This is a genomic window from Corynebacterium yudongzhengii, assembly GCF_003065405.1.
Lineage (GTDB): Bacteria > Actinomycetota > Actinomycetes > Mycobacteriales > Mycobacteriaceae > Corynebacterium > Corynebacterium yudongzhengii.
The window spans coordinates 1,206,874-1,223,199 of the sequence record NZ_CP026947.1 but is presented as its reverse complement, the minus strand read 5'-3'; the positions used below and the strand labels follow the sequence as shown (position 1 = coordinate 1,223,199).

At 64.9% G+C, this 16,326-nt stretch carries 16 protein-coding genes; 1 reads left to right on the top strand and 15 read right to left on the bottom strand.

Annotation, left to right across the window (positions count from 1 at the left end; translation table 11 throughout):
• Genes C3B44_RS05675 through C3B44_RS05645 form a run of 7 tightly spaced genes read right to left on the bottom strand, consistent with a single transcriptional unit; the run spans position 1 to position 7,551 of the window.
• Positions 1-909, bottom strand: a complete 909-nt coding sequence (locus tag C3B44_RS05675; RefSeq protein WP_108431519.1) for a helix-turn-helix transcriptional regulator — start codon at positions 907-909, stop codon at positions 1-3.
• Entirely contained in the window at positions 899-2,209 is a 1,311-nt protein-coding gene (gene pafA, locus C3B44_RS05670; protein WP_108432582.1) for a Pup--protein ligase, read from the bottom strand. The genes C3B44_RS05675 and pafA overlap by 11 nt, the downstream gene beginning before the upstream one ends.
• Positions 2,210-2,229: 20 nt before the next feature.
• Entirely contained in the window at positions 2,230-2,406 is a 177-nt protein-coding gene (locus tag C3B44_RS05665; RefSeq protein ID WP_108431518.1) for a ubiquitin-like protein Pup, read from the bottom strand.
• Between the two features lie 29 nt (positions 2,407-2,435).
• Positions 2,436-3,998: a depupylase/deamidase Dop gene (gene dop / locus C3B44_RS05660; RefSeq protein WP_108431517.1), complete on the bottom strand. Its 1,563-nt coding sequence runs from the start codon at positions 3,996-3,998 to the stop codon at positions 2,436-2,438.
• A 10-nt stretch (positions 3,999-4,008) separates the two neighbouring features.
• Positions 4,009-5,481: a proteasome ATPase gene (arc, locus tag C3B44_RS05655; protein ID WP_108431516.1), complete on the bottom strand. Its 1,473-nt coding sequence runs from the start codon at positions 5,479-5,481 to the stop codon at positions 4,009-4,011.
• A 10-nt stretch (positions 5,482-5,491) separates the two neighbouring features.
• Positions 5,492-6,328: a tRNA (adenine-N1)-methyltransferase gene (locus C3B44_RS05650; RefSeq protein WP_108431515.1), complete on the bottom strand. Its 837-nt coding sequence runs from the start codon at positions 6,326-6,328 to the stop codon at positions 5,492-5,494.
• Between the two features lie 38 nt (positions 6,329-6,366).
• Complete coding sequence (locus tag C3B44_RS05645) at positions 6,367-7,551, bottom strand: M18 family aminopeptidase (protein ID WP_108431514.1); 1,185 nt, start codon at positions 7,549-7,551, stop codon at positions 6,367-6,369.
• Positions 7,552-7,584: 33 nt separating this feature from the next.
• Between C3B44_RS05645 and C3B44_RS05640 the strand changes: the two genes are divergently transcribed.
• Positions 7,585-8,382: a RecB family exonuclease gene (locus tag C3B44_RS05640; RefSeq protein WP_108431513.1), complete on the top strand. Its 798-nt coding sequence runs from the start codon at positions 7,585-7,587 to the stop codon at positions 8,380-8,382.
• A gap of 573 nt (positions 8,383-8,955) precedes the next feature.
• On the opposite strand, the gene C3B44_RS05635 is transcribed toward C3B44_RS05640, so the two are convergent.
• From C3B44_RS05635 to C3B44_RS05600, 8 genes are read right to left on the bottom strand one after another with little or no spacing between them, the layout of a single operon-like run.
• Positions 8,956-10,614: a formate--tetrahydrofolate ligase gene (locus C3B44_RS05635; protein WP_108431512.1), complete on the bottom strand. Its 1,659-nt coding sequence runs from the start codon at positions 10,612-10,614 to the stop codon at positions 8,956-8,958.
• Between the two features lie 34 nt (positions 10,615-10,648).
• Positions 10,649-12,073 carry an aspartate ammonia-lyase gene (gene aspA, locus C3B44_RS05630; protein WP_108432581.1) on the bottom strand — a complete coding sequence of 475 codons (1,425 nt, stop codon included), beginning with the start codon at positions 12,071-12,073 and terminating at the stop codon, positions 10,649-10,651.
• 14 nt (positions 12,074-12,087) lie between these two features.
• Positions 12,088-12,930 carry an ATP phosphoribosyltransferase gene (hisG, locus tag C3B44_RS05625; RefSeq protein ID WP_108431511.1) on the bottom strand — a complete coding sequence of 281 codons (843 nt, stop codon included), beginning with the start codon at positions 12,928-12,930 and terminating at the stop codon, positions 12,088-12,090.
• Positions 12,931-12,937: 7 nt separating this feature from the next.
• A complete protein-coding gene (locus C3B44_RS05620; protein ID WP_108432580.1) occupies positions 12,938-13,201 on the bottom strand; it encodes a phosphoribosyl-ATP diphosphatase in 264 nt (87 codons plus the stop codon).
• A gap of 10 nt (positions 13,202-13,211) precedes the next feature.
• Positions 13,212-13,880, bottom strand: a complete 669-nt coding sequence (locus tag C3B44_RS05615; protein ID WP_268876419.1) for an HAD family hydrolase — start codon at positions 13,878-13,880, stop codon at positions 13,212-13,214.
• Complete coding sequence (locus C3B44_RS05610) at positions 13,870-14,253, bottom strand: hypothetical protein (protein ID WP_108431510.1); 384 nt, start codon at positions 14,251-14,253, stop codon at positions 13,870-13,872. The genes C3B44_RS05615 and C3B44_RS05610 overlap by 11 nt, the downstream gene beginning before the upstream one ends.
• Positions 14,254-14,277: 24 nt before the next feature.
• Positions 14,278-15,483 carry a cysteine--1-D-myo-inosityl 2-amino-2-deoxy-alpha-D-glucopyranoside ligase gene (gene mshC, locus C3B44_RS05605; protein WP_108431509.1) on the bottom strand — a complete coding sequence of 402 codons (1,206 nt, stop codon included), beginning with the start codon at positions 15,481-15,483 and terminating at the stop codon, positions 14,278-14,280.
• A 10-nt stretch (positions 15,484-15,493) separates the two neighbouring features.
• Positions 15,494-16,321: an undecaprenyl-diphosphate phosphatase gene (locus tag C3B44_RS05600; protein ID WP_108432578.1), complete on the bottom strand. Its 828-nt coding sequence runs from the start codon at positions 16,319-16,321 to the stop codon at positions 15,494-15,496.
• Between the last annotated feature and the right edge of the window lie 5 nt (positions 16,322-16,326).

The following is a 16,326-nucleotide window of genomic DNA, read 5'->3' as shown; positions in this document are numbered from 1 at the left end:
TCACTCACCGGCGACCTCCTCTAACAGGGCCACGACGCGTTGACGGATCTCGGCGGGTTCTTTCACCACGACCTCCGGCGCATAGGCCGCGGCTGTGCGCACCAGCCAGTCGGCGTCCACATTCTTGAGGGAGATGACACCATCTCGCGCCTCGCCGAGCTCACCGGCGTAATCCTCGGGTGCCGAAAGCACCGCATCGACACTCTCGCGGCGGGCATCCAGCGATTGGCGGACCACGGCGCGCAGGTCGTCGACAGGCGGATGCTCCGCCGGGCCCGCCTCCTCCACCCCGGAGACCCGCACCGCGCGGAAACACCGCGGCTCGTCGCGGTCGAGGTCGTGGCCGACTAAGTAGACACGCCCGTCGTGCGGCACTAGGCCCCAGACATCCATCTCGCGGGTCTGGCTGGCGGCGGCCGGCGAGGGTCGGTACTGGAAGCGGATGCGGCGTTGCTTATCGACGGCCGCCAGCACCCGCGTCAGGAAGCCGGGCGAGAGCCGGGTGGTGTCGTTGTAGGAGGTGTGCGTGGCCATCTGCGGGGTGGACAGATCCCTCCGGGCCCCGCCGGCGGCCAGCTTCGTCCACCCGGAGCGGGCAAAGGCGCCGATCTCTCCGGCGCGGCCGAGTTCGCCGGCCAGCCCGATGACGGTCGCCTCGGCGGGCGTAAACGTCACCGGCGGCAGCTCGTAGTGCTCGGCGGAGATGCCCACGTCGTCGTGGGTGATAGTCACCGGGACGCCGATGCTGCGCAGGTAGCGCAGGTCGCGCTGGAGGGTTTTCTCGCTGGCGTTCTGGTAGCCGTCGACGTGCCGGCGGATCCAGTCGCGGCTGCGGGGCCGACGAGCATGCAAAAGCGCGAACGTGAGGTTCTGACGCCGATACAGCACATCGTCGTCCCTACTCGCCACGATCGGCCTCCAGGCGGGTGATGAGCTCATCGACCCGCTCGTCGACAGTCGCGAACGGGTCCTGCAGCTCGATGCGCTCCTGGCCGTATTTGATGTTGACCCAGTCGACGGTCACCTCCGCGCCGTACTTGTCGGCGGCGTTGAGCACCCGCCCACGCAGGTGGGCGCGGGTGGTCTCCGGGGCGGTCTTAACGGCCTGGGCGATCTCCTCGTCGGTGGTCAGGCGCCGGGCCAGACCGCGTTTGCATAAGACGTGGAAGAGTCCGCGGTCTTCGCGGATGTCGTGATAGGCGAGATCGATCTGGGCGAGCTTGGCGTCGTCGGCGCGCCCGGCGTAGCGCTCGAGGAGCTTCTTCTTGATCACCCAGTCGATCTCCGTGTCCACCTGCGAGAAGTCTTGAGTCTCGATCGCATCGAGGGTGCGTTCCCACAGATCCACGACATAGTCCATGTCCGGATCCGGCTCGCGTTCGTCCAGCCAGGTGCGCGCGTGGCTGCAGAACGCCCGCTGGACCTCCAAGGCGGTGACCACTCCCCCGCTTTTGAGTTTCAGCTCGGTGGAGCCGGTCTGATCGCGGGAGATGTCCCGGATGTGCGCGATGGCGTTATCCAACTCGAAGTCCGGAAGATCGTAGCCCGCCTCGAGCATCTCGAGCGCCAGCTGGGTGGCACCGATCTTGAGCACGAACGTCGTCTCCGACATGTTCGAATCGCCGACGATGACGTGCATGCGCCGGAAACGCGTCGAATCGCCGTGCGGCTCGTCGCGGGTGTTGATGATCGGCCGCGCCCGCGTCGTCGCCGAGGAGATGCCTTCCCAGACCTGGTCGGCGCGCTGCGAGAGCAAGAACTCGCCGTCGCGCAGCAGGCCGGCGCCGGCGATGAGCTGGCGGGTGATCATGAACGGCAGCAGCTGCTTGCCGAGCGCCTTGAGCACCATATCCCGGCCGATCAGGTAGTTCTCGTGGCAGCCGTAGGAGTTGCCCACCGAGTCGACGTTGTTTTTAAACAGGTAGACGTTGCCGCCGATGTTGTCGTCGCTTAGTGCCTGTTCCGCTTTGATGGCCAGCTCGTTGAGCATGTGGTCGCCGGCGCGCTCGTGGCGCACGAGTTGGCCGAGCGTGTCGCACTCTCCGGTGGCGACCTCCGGGTGCGCGCCGACATCGAGGTAGAGGCGCGAGGCGTTGCGGGTGAAGATATTTGTCGACGAATACCTCTCCACCAGGGGGCGGAAGAGATAACGGGCGGTGTCATCGGGGCTTAACTTGCCCGTGATGCCGTACTCCGTCTCGACCCCCATGATGCGCCGGGAGTAGACGGTCACTGGCCACCCTTCTGGACGTAGGAGCGGACGTATTCTTCGGCGTTGCTCTCGAGCAGCCCGTCGATCTCGTCGAGGAGGTCGTCGGCGCCGCTGATCTGGACCTGGCCGGCGTCGACCTCCTGCTCGTCGCCGTCGTCGTTACCGCCGGTGGCGTGGATGTTCTGCTGTGCCATGACACTGGCTCCTTTCTGTCGCGTGAGTGTTAGTGCTGATGCGGTTTGTTGATGTGCTCACGTTCGTGATGGGTGTGATAGTACATCGGTTCGAGTCCCGCCTCGTGCATCGCGCGGACCAGCTCGTCGGCATCGGCGGCGTTTTCGACGATGTCGCCGACGTGCTTACGGGTGTATTCGTCGACGTTCGGGGTCGAAAACTTCGCGGTGCCCTCGGAGTATTTTAAGATCACGGTCTGCCAGGAGGCGGTGATCACGTTGTCCGCGAAGCGGGCAGCGAGCCGGCCGCGGAAGTAGGCGCGCGAGTCCTCCGGAGGCATCGTCACGGCGCGCTCGATCTCTTCGTCGCTGACCAAGGTCTTCATCCGGCCCTTGCGCACGAGTGCGTGGTAGAGCGACTTCGCCGGGTCGATGTCCGTGTACTGCAGGTCGATGAGCTTGAGCTTGGCATCGGACCAGCTCGCGCCGCGGTCGATGTAGTTCTTCAGCAGCGCGTACTTCGCGGTCCAGTCGAGGCGATCGGCGGTCTTGAGCGGATCTTCGGCCAAGTCGGCGGTGATCTCGTCGAAGATCTTCAGCACCTTCTCGTCGACCTCGTCCTCTGCGCGCAGGCGGGAGCGGTATTCGCCGAGGATCTCGAGGGCGGTGAGGGCGCGGCCGTCGACAAGCTGCAGCCGGTGATCGAGAGTGAGGTTGCGCGAGACGTTGCGCAGCTCGGCGACCGGGTCGGCGAGTCTGAGATCGGCGAAGCTCTCGCCGTTTTCGATCGCGTCGATGACCAGCTTGGTCATGCCGAGCTTGAGCAGGTTCGAGTACTGCGACATGTTCGCGTCACCGATGATGGTGTGCAGGCGCCTAAAGTGCACGGCGTTGGCGTGCGGTTCGTCGCGGGTGTTGACGATGCCGCGGTTCAGCGTCGTTTCCAGGGAGACCTCCTGGAAGAAGTAGTCGGCGCGCTGGGAGACCTGGAAGCCGTCGATCTCGCCTTCCTCGCCGATGCCGACGCGCCCGGCGCCGATGACCACCTGCCGGGTGACGAAGTACGGCAGAAGCCCCTGCACGACGGCGTCGAAATCCGTCTTGCGCGAGTACTGGTAGTTCTCGTGCGAGCCGTAGGACGCGCCCTTGCCGTCGACGTTGTTCTTGTAGATCTTCAGCGGCGGGCACGGATCGTGGTCCTTGAGGATGGAGATCTGCTCGTCCCACAGCTGGTTGAGGTCTTCGACCGACTGGCGCAGCACATAGTCGCCGGCGGCGTCATAAATCATCGCGTCCCACGCGTTGGAGACCTCCGGCGAGGAGTACTCGGGGTGGGCGTGGTCGACGTAGTAGCGCGCGCCGTTGGCCGTCATGACGTTGGCGATGCCGACGGTGTCGGACTCCACGATGGGCACGGTGTGATAACGCCGCAGGTCGAAGCCGCGGGAATCCGCCAGCGGCTTCTCGTCCTCGTAGTCCCAGCGCGAGCGGGCGCCGGTGCGCATCGCCGCATAAGACACGACGGCGTGCGTCGAGGTGATGATCGAGCTGACCTCGGGATGCGTCGGCGTCGCGATGCCGTACTCGGTTTCCGTACCCATGTAACGTGTCATGGGCTTCACACTATCCAACAACGCGAGCTGAGAGCACACGCTGGCCGTGTCGCCCGGTGATCCGGGACCACTCATCGGGGGTGGCGGTGTTAGGCAGGTCCTCGCTTTCGTCCTGCTCAGCCACGACCGCGTCCTGAAGATGCCGGGTGGTCACCCCGCGGGTGCTCACCCCCGAAAGGTGATCCTTAATGGCGGCCTTCTTCGCCCGGTCCACGATGTTCGCGATCATCGCGCCGGAGACAAAGTCGCAGTAATCCAGCATCTCCACGCTGTGATCCGCCAAGGTCAGCTCCACATAGGGCCGCGGGCTAAAAAGCTTCTCGACGGTCGCATCCACCAACTCGTCGATAGTGCCTTCGTGCGGCACCTCCTCGGTGAGATACCGCGCAAGGATGTCGCGGGCCTGCTTAGGGCCGGGCCGGTCCACGCGGACCTTGATGTCGAGGCGGCCCGGGCGCAGGATGGCCGGGTCGATGAGCTCCTCGCGGTTGGTCGCGCCGATGATGATGACGTTTCTCAAGCCCTCGACGCCGTCCATCTCGGTGAGCAGCTGCGGCACGATGGTGGTCTCCATGTCGGAGCTGACCCCGGAGCCGCGGGTGCGGAAGAGCGATTCCATCTCGTCGAAGAAGATGATCACGGGCTTGCCGTCGCCGGCGAGCTCGCGGGCCCGCTCGAAGATCAGGCGGATGCGGCGCTCGGTCTCGCCGACGTACTTGTTGAGCAGCTCCGGGCCCTTGACGTTGAGGAAGTACGAGCCCTCCTCCCCCAGGGAGTTGGCGATCGCCTTGGCGATCATCGTCTTGCCGTTGCCCGGCGGGCCATAGAGCAGCAGGCCCTTCGGCGAGGCGAGCTGGTAGTCGCGGAAAAGCTCTGGGTGCGCGAAAGGCAGCTCGACGCTGTCGCGGATGTTTTCGATCTGGTGCTCTAGTCCCCCGATGTCGTCGAAGGTGATCTCCGGGACCTCTTCGAGGGCCAGCTGCACGACCTCCGTCTTGGCGACCTTCTCGAAGGCCACCCCCATCTTCGTATCCACCAGCAGGCTATCGCCGGCCCGCGTCGACTCCACCAGCGGCCCGGCCAGCACGACGACCGCCTCATCACCCTGCGGCGTGGCGACGATCGCGCGCTCCCGCCCCACCTTCTCCACCAAAGTCACCAGGGTGCCGGAGTCGGTGAAACCGCAGTCCTCGACGAGGACGGATCCCTCGCCCAGGCGCACTAGCGCGCCGATGGCGAGATCGGACTTGACATGCGGAGAAATCTTGACCCGCATACGCCGCCCGGAGGTAAACACGTCGGCGTCTTTGCCCTGATAGCCGAGGAAGACGCCGTAGGTGGAGGCGGGCTCGGCTATCACCTCGAGCTGTGCGTTCAAGTCGCGCAGCTTGTCGCGGGAAGATTTGAGCATCTCCGCGAGCTTGGCGTTGCGGGCTCCGAGCTTGCGGATCTCCCGCTTCAGATCGTTGACTTCTTGGGACATGCCCTCCAGCTTAACGACGTGCCTTCCGCTGCGGGCGCGGCGGCGTCACGCCGTCGGCAAGCCGGCGGGTGAACACCAGAAAGGCCGTATGCGCGTTCATCCGGTGCTCGGGGCGCGTAGCCAAGCCCTCGACCTTCCACTCCCGCAGCAACGTCTCCCAGCTGCGCGGCTCGGTGAAGCACTGCAGCTCACGGATGCCTTCGACGATGTTCATCAGCTGCGGCACCGTCGCGACATACGTCATGAACACCCCGCCCGGGATGAGGATGTCTTTGACCGTCTCCAAAAAGTGCCAGGGCTCGACCATATCGAGGATGACACGGTCGACGGGGCCGTCGAGATCTTCTTTGGTCACCTCGCCGAAATCCCCCTGGCGGGGGCTCCAGTGGGCGGGCCGCTCGCCGAAGTACTCCTCGACGTTGTCGCGGGCGTAGGCGAGGTGGTCTTCGCGCAGCTCGTAGGAATAGACGTGGCCTTCCTTGCCGACGGCCCGCAGCAGCGCCATACTCAAAGCGCCCGAGCCAGCGCCGGCCTCGAGGACACGGGCGCCGGCGAAGATATCGCCCTCGATGAGGATCTGGGCGGCGTCCTTCGGGTAGATCACCGCCGCTCCGCGCGGCATCGAGAGCACGTGATCGACCATGAGGTGGCGGAAGCATAAGAACTCCGTCCCCAGGCTCGAGGTGACCACGGAGCCCTCGTCGGCGCCGATAATGTCGTCGTGCGGGACCATGCCCTTGTGGGTGTGGAAGTTCGCCCCGGGGACGAGCTCGATGGTGAAGTGGCGGCGCTTCGGGTCGGTGAGCTGCACCTTATCGCCCGGCTGGAATACTCCGGAATAGGCCATCGCGGTCTTTTAACCCCTCTGTCGGTGACGCGGTTTTTCTAGTCGATCAAGTATGCCTCCAGTGCGTCGGTGAGCCATAACTGATCCCGGGTGCCGATCATCTCGCGCGCCGAATGCATCGACAACAGCGGCACGCCGACATCGACGGTCGGGATCCCCAGGCGGGTCGCGGAGATCGGCCCGATCGTGGAGCCACACGGCACATTGTTGTTGGAGACGAAATGCTGGTTCGGCATGTCGATGCAGGCGCGCTCCCACATCGCGATCGTCGCGGCATCCGAGGCGTAGCGCTGCTTGGCGTTGATCTTGGTCACCGGCCCGCCGCCGATCACCGGGCGGTGCTGCGGGTCGTGCTTGTGCGGGTAATTCGGGTGCACCGAGTGCGCCGCATCCGCCGAGACCTGTGTGGCCCCCGCCAGCATCTGCCGCGGATCGCGCCCGAGTGCTTCGGCGGTGCGCCAGAGGACGTCTTCGAACAGGCTACCCGCGGCCCCCTCCGGGGAGCTCGAGCCCACCTCCTCGTGGTTGAAGGCGGCCAGAACGAGCACGTCGCGGGCATCCGCCTCGGCGCGCTGCAGGGCGGTGAGCGAGGCGTGCACCGAACTCAAGTTATCCAGACGCGGGGCTAGGAGGTACTCGCCACAGACCTCGCCGGGCTGGGCGTCCACGGTGAGCAGGTCATGGCCGACGATGTCGCGGGGAGTCACGCCGAGCTGTTCGGCGATCTGCTCCATCACCGGGCCGGACAACGAGACCGGGACGATATGCTCCTGGCGCTTGATCTCTTCTCGGCCTAAGTGAATCGCCAAGTTGGGCAGGCGCAGGGCGCTATCGAGGCGGACGAGGTGCTCGGTGCCGTCGACAAGCACTACCCTGCCGGCGACCGTCAGCTCGCGATCAAACATCGTCTCCAGGATCGGCCCGCCGTAGATCTCGACGGCCACCTGATCAAAACCATGCGCCGTGAAATCCGGCTGCGGCTTGAGATACAGCGCCGGCGAATCCGTATGCGAGCCGATGATGCGAAACGAGCGCGGGTTCTCCGGAATGTAGTAGCTGATCACCGCTCCCCCGCGGATGACCGTGTGCCCGCCTGCGGTGGCTGGCCAGTCGTCGGTCTCATTATGGACGGGGTAGCCGAGACGCTCCGCCACGGCGTGGGCCGCGTGATAGGCCGAGGGGGAATCCTGGATGAAGTCGAGCAGATCGCGGATAGAGTTCATGCATTCTAGAGTGCCACGATTAGGGTTGATCTCATGTCCGCCACCCCGCTCGCACTCTCCCCATCCCGCGCTAACGACTACCAGCAGTGCCCGCTGAAGTACCGCTATCGGGCGATCGACAAGATTCCGGAGCCGAAGACACTCGCCCAGATCACCGGAACGCTGGTGCACGCGGTGCTCGAGAAGATGCACGCTACTGGGCGCGACGAGAGGACCTACCCCGCCGCGGTCAAACTGATCAAGCCGACATGGGCGGAGATGAAGGGCAAGGACCCCGCGATCACCGAGCTCGTCGACGACGAATACGACTTCTTCGTCTCCTGCCGAACACTCGTACGCGGCTACTTCGAAATGGAAAACCCGCAGGGCTTCGACGCTGATGCCATTGAGAAGTTCGTGCAGACGGTCCTGCCGAACGGCGTTCCCGTGCGCGGCTTCATCGACCGCATCGACATCGCCCCCACCGGCGAGATCCGCGTCGTCGACTACAAAACGGGCAAGAAACCCAAACCCCGCTTCGCCGACGAAGCGCTCTTCCAGATGCGCTTCTACGCGCTGGTCTACTGGCGACTCTTCGGAGTCATCCCCGACCAACTCCGCCTGATGTACCTCAAGGTCAACGACTCGCTCTACCTCACGCCCTCGCGCGAAGAGCTCGAATACTTCGAACGCGACCTCCGCGACATCTGGGCCAAAATCGAAGCCGACGGCAAAAGCGGAAACTTCCGCCCGCGGACCTCGAAGCTCTGCGACTGGTGCTCCTTCCAAGCGCTCTGCCCCGAATTCGGAGGCACCCCGCCCGCGTATCCCGGCTGGCCGAACAAGGGGTAGGTTCGGGGTTCTGTGTTCTGGGGGCGTTCGGGGTGGTCAGTGGGCTGTTCGGCTGGTCAGCGGGCGCTAAGCGCATGGTGCGTTAACGCTGGTAGAAAGGAGTCACTCCGAAAGGAGCACTCGTTTCGACCTCGCGAGACTCCTTTAGGGGCGACTCCTTTCGTGAAGCGCAATCGCAACACGGGAAGCTGGGGCGGAAAGACGTGCACTGCCCGGCGTCGGCCCCTCCTCTGGGGCTGGCGCATCGCCTCGCGCGCACATTCGCCGCACGGGAAGGGCGCTGCGCGAGCGCAGGCCTGCCACCCCCATGGTGCGTTAACGCTGGTCGAAAGGAAGGGCACAGAAAGGAGTACTCGTTTCGACCTCGCGAGACTCCTTTAGGGGCGACTCCTTTCGTGAAGTACAAGCGCAACACGGCCAGCCAACCGGAAAGCCGAGCAACACCCGCCGTCCAGTCACCTCACTAGCACCATCAGTCACACCGGCCTCACGCACAACCCAGCGCAACCCAACTCAACCCAAACGCAACCGAAACTCACCCCCAACCCAAGCGCACCCGCGCTAGAACAGACGCTAGAACAGACCCGAGATCTTCCCATTCCCCGCGACGGAGATCTTCTCCGCCGCCGGCTTCTTGGGTAGTCCGGGCATCGTCATGACGTCGCCGGTCAGAGCGACGACGAATCCGGCACCGGTGCGCGGCAGAAGCTGGCGCACGTGCAGGGTGTGTCCGCTGGGAGCGCCGAGGGCGGTGGGTTCATCGCTGAACGAGTACTGCGTCTTCGAGATGCACACCGGCAGATTGTCCCAACCGTTGTCCTGCAGCACCTTCAGATCCTTCAGCGCCTGCGGGGAGTACTCGACGCGCCCAGCGCCGTAGATCTCCGTGGCGATGGTGGCGATGGAGTTCTCGGTGCCGTCGGCGGGGTCATAAAGCTGGCTGGTCTTGCCCTTCGTGAGGTTATCGAGCACAAGCTCCGCCAGCTCGTGAGCGCCTTCGCCGCCTTTGGCCCAGACCTCCGCTTCGGCGAGTGCGACGTCGTGGGTCTTGGCCCAGTGGTGCAGGATCTCGCGCTCGTCCGGGGTGTCCGAGCCGAAGAGGTTCACCGCCACCACCGGGGTGACGCCGAACTTGCGGATGTTCTCGACGTGGCGTTGGAGGTTGACGAGGCCGTCGCGAAGCGCCTGTGGGTTCTCCACGGTCAGCTCGTCCTTCGCCGCCCCGCCGTTGTACTTCAGCGAGCGGATCGTGGCGACGACGACCGCCCCGGCGACATCCAGGTCACCGAAGCGGGCCTTGATGTCGAAGAACTTCTCCGCGCCCAGATCGGAGCCGAAGCCGGCCTCGGTGAGCACGATGTCGGAGTACTTCCGGGCCACGCGGGTCGCCAGAAGCGAGTTGCAGCCGTGCGCGATGTTCGCGAACGGGCCCGTGTGCACGAGGGCGGGCACCCCGCCGAGGGTTTGGACGAGGTTGGGGTTGAGGGCGTCGATAAGCAGCGCCGTCAGCGCGCCCTCGGCGTTGAGATCGGCGGCGGTGACGGGGCGATCGTCGTAGGTGAAGCCGACGGTGATGCGGCCGAGGCGCACCCGCAGGTCCTCGAGCGAGCGGGCCAGGCCCAGAATCGCCATCATCTCCGAGGCCGCGGTGATGGTGAAGCCGGTCTCCCGCGGCACGCCGTGCGCCTTGCCGCCCAACCCGGTGACGACGTTGCGCAGCGCCCGGTCGTTGACATCCAGGCAGCGCTGCCAGGTCACGCGGCGCGGGTCGATGCCCAGCGCGTTGCCCTGGTGGATGTGGTTGTCGATAAGTGCGGCCAGCGTGTTGTTCGCGGCTGTCAAGGCGTGGAAGTCGCCGGTGAAGTGGAGGTTGATGTCCTCCATCGGCACCACCTGCGCATAACCGCCGCCGGCCGCGCCGCCTTTGATGCCCATGACTGGGCCCTGGGAGGGCTCGCGGATCGCCACCATGGGTTTATGCCCGAGCTGACTTAAGGCGTCGGCCAGACCGATCATCACGGTCGACTTGCCCTCGCCGGCCGGCGTCGGCGACATGCCGGTGACGAGCACCAACCGACCATCGGGACGGGAGGGATCGAGCCGGGTGAGATCGATCTTCGCCTTGGTCATGCCATAGGGAACGACCGAATCTTCCGGCAGGCCGGCGCGCCGGGCGATCTCGGTGATCGGCTCCAGCTCGTGAGCCTGCGCGATATCAACGTCAGTGGGCATGTGAGGACTCCTTGTGCGATCTTGAGCGGGCGTTTTATTCGTCGTCGACGTAGAGCTTGCCCTGGAACTGCGGGTGCATGAGGTTTTCCTTGCTCAGCACGCGATCGAGGGTGTCTTCGTCGAGAAGCTCATGCTCTAAGACGAGCTCACGCGGGGTCTTGCCCGTGGCCAGGGACTCCTTGACGATCATGTCGCCATTGTGGTGGCCGATGAACGGGTTGAGGTAGGTCACGATGCCGGCGGAGCGCTCCACGTAGCCGCGGCAGACCTCCTCGTTGGCGGTGATGCCGACGACGCACTTCTCACGGAGGGTGTCGGCGGCGTTGCCGAGGATGCGGATCGACTGGAACAGCGACTCGCCGATGACCGGCTCCATCACGTTGAGCTGGAGCTGGCCGGCCTCGGCGGCCATGGCGACGGTGTGGTCGTTGCCGAAGATCTTGAACACGACCTGGTTGACGACCTCGGGGATGACCGGGTTGACCTTGCCCGGCATGATCGACGAGCCGGCCTGAACGGGCGGCAGGTTGATCTCGTTGAGGCCGGCGCGCGGGCCGGAAGACAACAGGCGCAGGTCGTTGCAGATCTTGGAGATCTTCATCGCCGCGCGCTTCACCGCGGAGTGCGCGTGCAGGTAGGCGCCGGTATCGCTGGTCGCCTCGACGAGATCCTTCGCGGAGACGATGTCCAGCTTCGTGATCTCGCGCAGCGCCGCCGTGGCCTCTTCGCGGTAGTTCGGCGGGGTGTTCACGCCGGTGCCGATGGCGGTGGCGCCGATGTTGACCTCCAGGAGCTTATCGGCGGCCCACCGCAGGGTCGCAGTCTCCTCCTCGAGGTTGGCGGCGAAGGCCTTGAACTCGGAGCCGAGGGTCATCGGCACCGCGTCCTGCAGCTGGGTGCGGCCCATCTTCAAGATGTAGGCGAACTCATCACCCTTGGCGCGGAAGGCGACCTCGAGCTGGTCAAGCTGATCGATCAGCGTGTTGAGGGTCGCGTGCAGGCCGAGGCGGAAGCCGGTCGGGTACGCGTCGTTCGTCGACTGCGACATGTTGACGTCATCGTTGGGGTTGATGATGTCGTAGCGGCCCTTCTCGTAGCCCAAGTACTCGAGGGCGAGGTTGGCGACGACCTCGTTGGCGTTCATGTTCGTCGAGGTGCCGGCACCGCCCTGGAAGACGTCGATCGGGAACTGGTCGAGGCAACGACCCTCCTCCAGGATCTGGTCGCAGGCCCAGACGATGGCCTCCGCCTTACCCTTCTCGAGGGCGTGGACACGACGGTTGGCCATGGCCGCAGCCTTCTTGACCGTCACCATCCCGCGCACGAACTCCGGGATGCTGGAGACCTGCGTGCGCGAGATCTGGAAGTTATCGATAGCCCGCTGGGTGTTGATGCCATAGTAGGCGTCTGCGGGTACTTCGTAGGTGCCGAGGAGATCTTCTTCAGTACGGGTACTCATGGCACCCACCATAATCAGATCCGCGCGATTCTGAGGTCGGAGGCCAGGATCGCCTCGGCACCTAGGCGGGCGAGCTCATCCATCACCTGATTGGCCTGCTTCTTCGGCACCAGAGCGCGCACGGCCACCCAATCGGAGTTGTTCAGCGGCATCACCGTCGGCCCGGACAGGCCCGGGGTAATCGCGGCGGCCTCCGGCAGGTTCGCCTCGGCGATGTTGTAGTCGATCATCAGGTAAGTCTGCGCGTTGAGGATGCCCTGGATGCGGCTGATGAGGACCTGGTGCTCGTCGGAAAGCTCCTTGCCGGCCCCCTTGATCACTACGGCCTCCGAGACCACGATCGGCTCGCCGAAGGGCTTTAAGCCCTGCTGGCGCAGGGTGTTGCCGGTGGAGACGACGTCGGCGATCACGTCCGCGACGCCGAGCTGGATGGAGATCTCGACGGCGCCGTCTAGGCGGATGACCTCGGTGTCGAAGCCGCGGGCGGCCATGTCGTCGCGCACGAGGTTGGGATAGGAGGTGGCGATGCGCTTGCCATCCAAGTCTTCCACCGCCCACTCTTCATCCTTCGGCGCGGCGTAGCGGAACGTCGAGGTGCCGAAGCCCAGGGATAAGACCTCTTCGACATCAGCGCGGGAATCGCCGGCGAGGTCGCGGCCGGTGATGCCGAGATCCAGCTTGCCGTTGGATACGTAGATGGCGATATCCTTCGGCCGCAGGAAGTAGAACTCCACGCCGTTGTCCTCGTCGCGCACGGACAACGCCTTATCGCGGCGGCGCCTATAGCCCGCCTCGGCGAGGATCTCGGCGGCGGCCTCGGACAGGGATCCCTTATTCGGGACAGCGATCTTGATCATGTCGGTCCTAGAGGTAGCGGTAGATGTCGTCCGGAGTCAGGCCACGCTTGACCATCATCACCTGGGTCCAGTAGTAGAGCTGCGCGATCTCCTCGGCGAGTTCGGCATCCGACTCATACTCCGCGGCGATCCAGACCTCTCCGGCCTCCTCGATGACCTTCTTCCCGATCGCATGGATGCCCGCGTCCAAGGCCTCGACCGTCGACGACCCGGAGGGGCGTTGCTCGGCGCGTTCGGTTAGTTCGGCATACAGCTCATCGAAATTTTTCACGCCCATCACCCTAGCGCAGGCGCTCATACCACGTCCGCACTTGGTCGGCGGAAACCCCCTCCAAGCTCAAGGTGCCGTGCAGCTCGCGCAGACTCACCGCGCCGGCAGGCGCCTCATCGGCCAGCCCGATCACGCGGCAGCCGGCGGCCGTCGCCCCGGTCATCCCGGTCCAGGAATCCTCGAACACCAGGCAGTCCTGCGGGTCGACGCCCACCCGCTGAGCTGCGGCGAGATACATATCCGGCGCCGGCTTCGGGTGCGCGACCTCATCGCTGGTGACCGATCCCACGAAGTAATGCTTGCCGACGGCCTCAATCGACGCATCCGCCAGCTCGCGTTCGGTGTTCGTGGTCACGAGCATGGGGGTGCCCTGGAAGGCCTCGAGCAACTCGCGTACCCCCGGAAGCGGAGTGAGATCAGCGATGAGCTCGCGAACGCGCGCATAGAGCCGGCGGCGCTCTAAGGCAACGTCCAGATCGTCGAGGCTCAATCCGGCGTGCTCGGCGCAGATCTGCATAGTATTCATCACGCTGCCGCCGATAGTTTTCTCCCGCAGCTGCGGGGTGAGCCTCCTGCCGAAGCGCTCGGACATCTCATAGGTGGCGATGCCCCACTCCGGCTCCGAGTCGATCATCGTGCCATCCATGTCCCAGAAGATGGCGGGGATCTTATTGCTCAAAATCAGGAAGCTCTCCTAATGCCTCATCGTCCGCGCCGGTCGCCGCGGCCGCATCCTGGATGATCTCGCGGATGCTGGCGCGCTCCTCCGGCTCGATTACGGCATCGGCGTGGCGGGCGTTGAAGGCCTCCAGCTCCTGGACCGAAACCGTCACCACCTTCGACAGCGCGCCTCCCGGCGGGTCGTCCGGGAGGGCATCGAGACCGTCGAGAAGCCGCTCGAGGATTGCCTTCAGCTCCGGGAGCGCCTTCGGGTCGAAGGGCTGCTCCCAGAACTCGGTCTCGCCGTCCTTAAGGTAGCTGCCGGTGGCGAACTGGTACAGGTCGTCGATGAACTCATCGACCTGCGGTTGGAACTGCGCGCGGATCGTCATGGCCTACATTGTCGCCGATAACCGCTAAAGGCGCACGCCGAGCAGCCCGTCGAGCGCCTGGGTGATCAGCTCACGCCCGGCCGGATCACTGCCCTCAGCCCACTCGTCGACGACGGCGAGCGCGCCGGGGGTATCCAGGTCATCGGCGAGGCGCTCGCGCAGGCGCTGAATGTAGTCGCGGGTCTCCTCGACGCTTCGCCCGCCGTGGCGCCACTTGTTCAGGCGCTCAGTGGCATGAGCCAGGATCTCATCGGACCAGTCGCGATCGTCGCGGTAGTGCCCGGCGAGGATCCCCAGCCGGATGGCCGAGGGGTCCTCGCCCTGCTCGGTGAGCTTGTGCACGAAGACGAGGTTGCCCAGGGACTTCGACATCTTCGTGCCCTCGAGCCCGATCATGCCGGTGTGCACGTAGTGACCCGCCATGCGCTCCTGGCCGGTGGCGGCCTCGGCGTGCGAGGCGGAGAACTCGTGGTGCGGGAACTTCAGATCAGAGCCGCCGCCCTGGACCGCGAAAGGAACCCCCAGGCGGTTCGCGGCGATCGCGGAGCACTCGATGTGCCAGCCGGGACGTCCGGCGCCAAAAGGCGAATTCCACGAAGGCTCACCCTCGCGGTGCACGCGCCACAACAGGGCATCGAGCGGGTCGCGCTTACCGGGGCGCTCCGGATCACCGCCGCGCTCGGCGAAGAACTCCTCCATCTGCTCGCGGGAGTAGTTCGACTCGTAGCCGAAGTGCTTCGTGGCGTCGATGGAGGCGTAGATGTCGGGATACTCTTCGTCGTCGACGACGTAGGCGGCGCCGACGTCGAGAAGCTTCTGCACCATCTCGATCACCTCGTCGACCGCCTCCATCGCGCCGATGTAATGGCGCGGCGGGATGACGTTGAGCTGCTCCATGTCGGTGCGGAAGAGCTCGACCTGGCTCTCCCCGAGCTCCCGCCAATCGACGCCGTCGCGCTCAGCCCGCTCGAAGAGGGGATCGTCGACATCCGTGATGTTTTGGACGTAATGCACGTCCTCCCCGTTGTCGGCGAGGAGGCGATAGACCAAGTCGAACGTCACATACGTTGCGGCGTGGCCCAGGTGGGTGGAGTCATACGGGGTGATGCCACAAACATAGAGGCCAGAGCCCTCGACGGGGCGGATCTCTTCGTCCGCACTGTCATAGAGGCTTAAGGCCACGGCATCGCCCGGAACGTCAGGAACAGTAGGTATAGGCCAAGAACGCATGACCTACACCCTAATACGGCTGTAGGACCCCAAGCAGAAGTAGCACCATTACCAGCAGGCCAGCCGGGATGCGGTAGGCCGCGAACCAGGCAAAGGAATGGTTGGCGACGAACCGCATCAGCCACGCGATCGAGATGTAGCCCAGCACGAAAGTGATGATCGTGCCCACCAGGAGCATCGGGCCCGTCGCCGCCTGGCCGGCCTGGGGGTCGAAGGCATCCGGCAGGGAGAACAGGCCGGAGGCGACCACCGCGGGGATGGCCAGCAAAAACGAGAACTTGGTGGCGACCTCGCGGTCGATGTTCAGAAACAGGCCACCGGAGATCGTCGCCCCCGAGCGCGAGACACCCGGGATGAGCGAGAGGCACTGCCAGAAGCCCATGATGAGGGCGTCTTTGATCCCCATGTCTTCCATCGTGCGCTCCTTCTTGCCGTAGCGTTCGGCCAGGATGAACACGAAGGAGAAGAGCACGAGCACGGTCGCGGTGATCCACAGGTTGCGCAGGCCCTCGCGGATGAGATCCCGGCCGAAGAAGCCGATGAGCCCCACCGGAATCGTGCCGATGATCACCATCCAGCCCATCCGGTAATCCTGGCCCCGCTCTTCCGGGTTGAACACTCCCTTAAACCACCCGCGCAGGATCTCCCAGATGGTGCGGGCGAAGAAGACCAAGACGGCAGCCTCAGTACCGAGCTGGATCACGGCGGTAAACGAGGCGCCGGCGTCTTCTCCCCAGAACAACTCGGAGACGATTCGCAGGTGCCCAGACGAGCTGACCGGCAGAAACTCCGTCAGGCCCTGGACGATCGACAGGACAATAACCTGAGCCCAGGACATCCCCT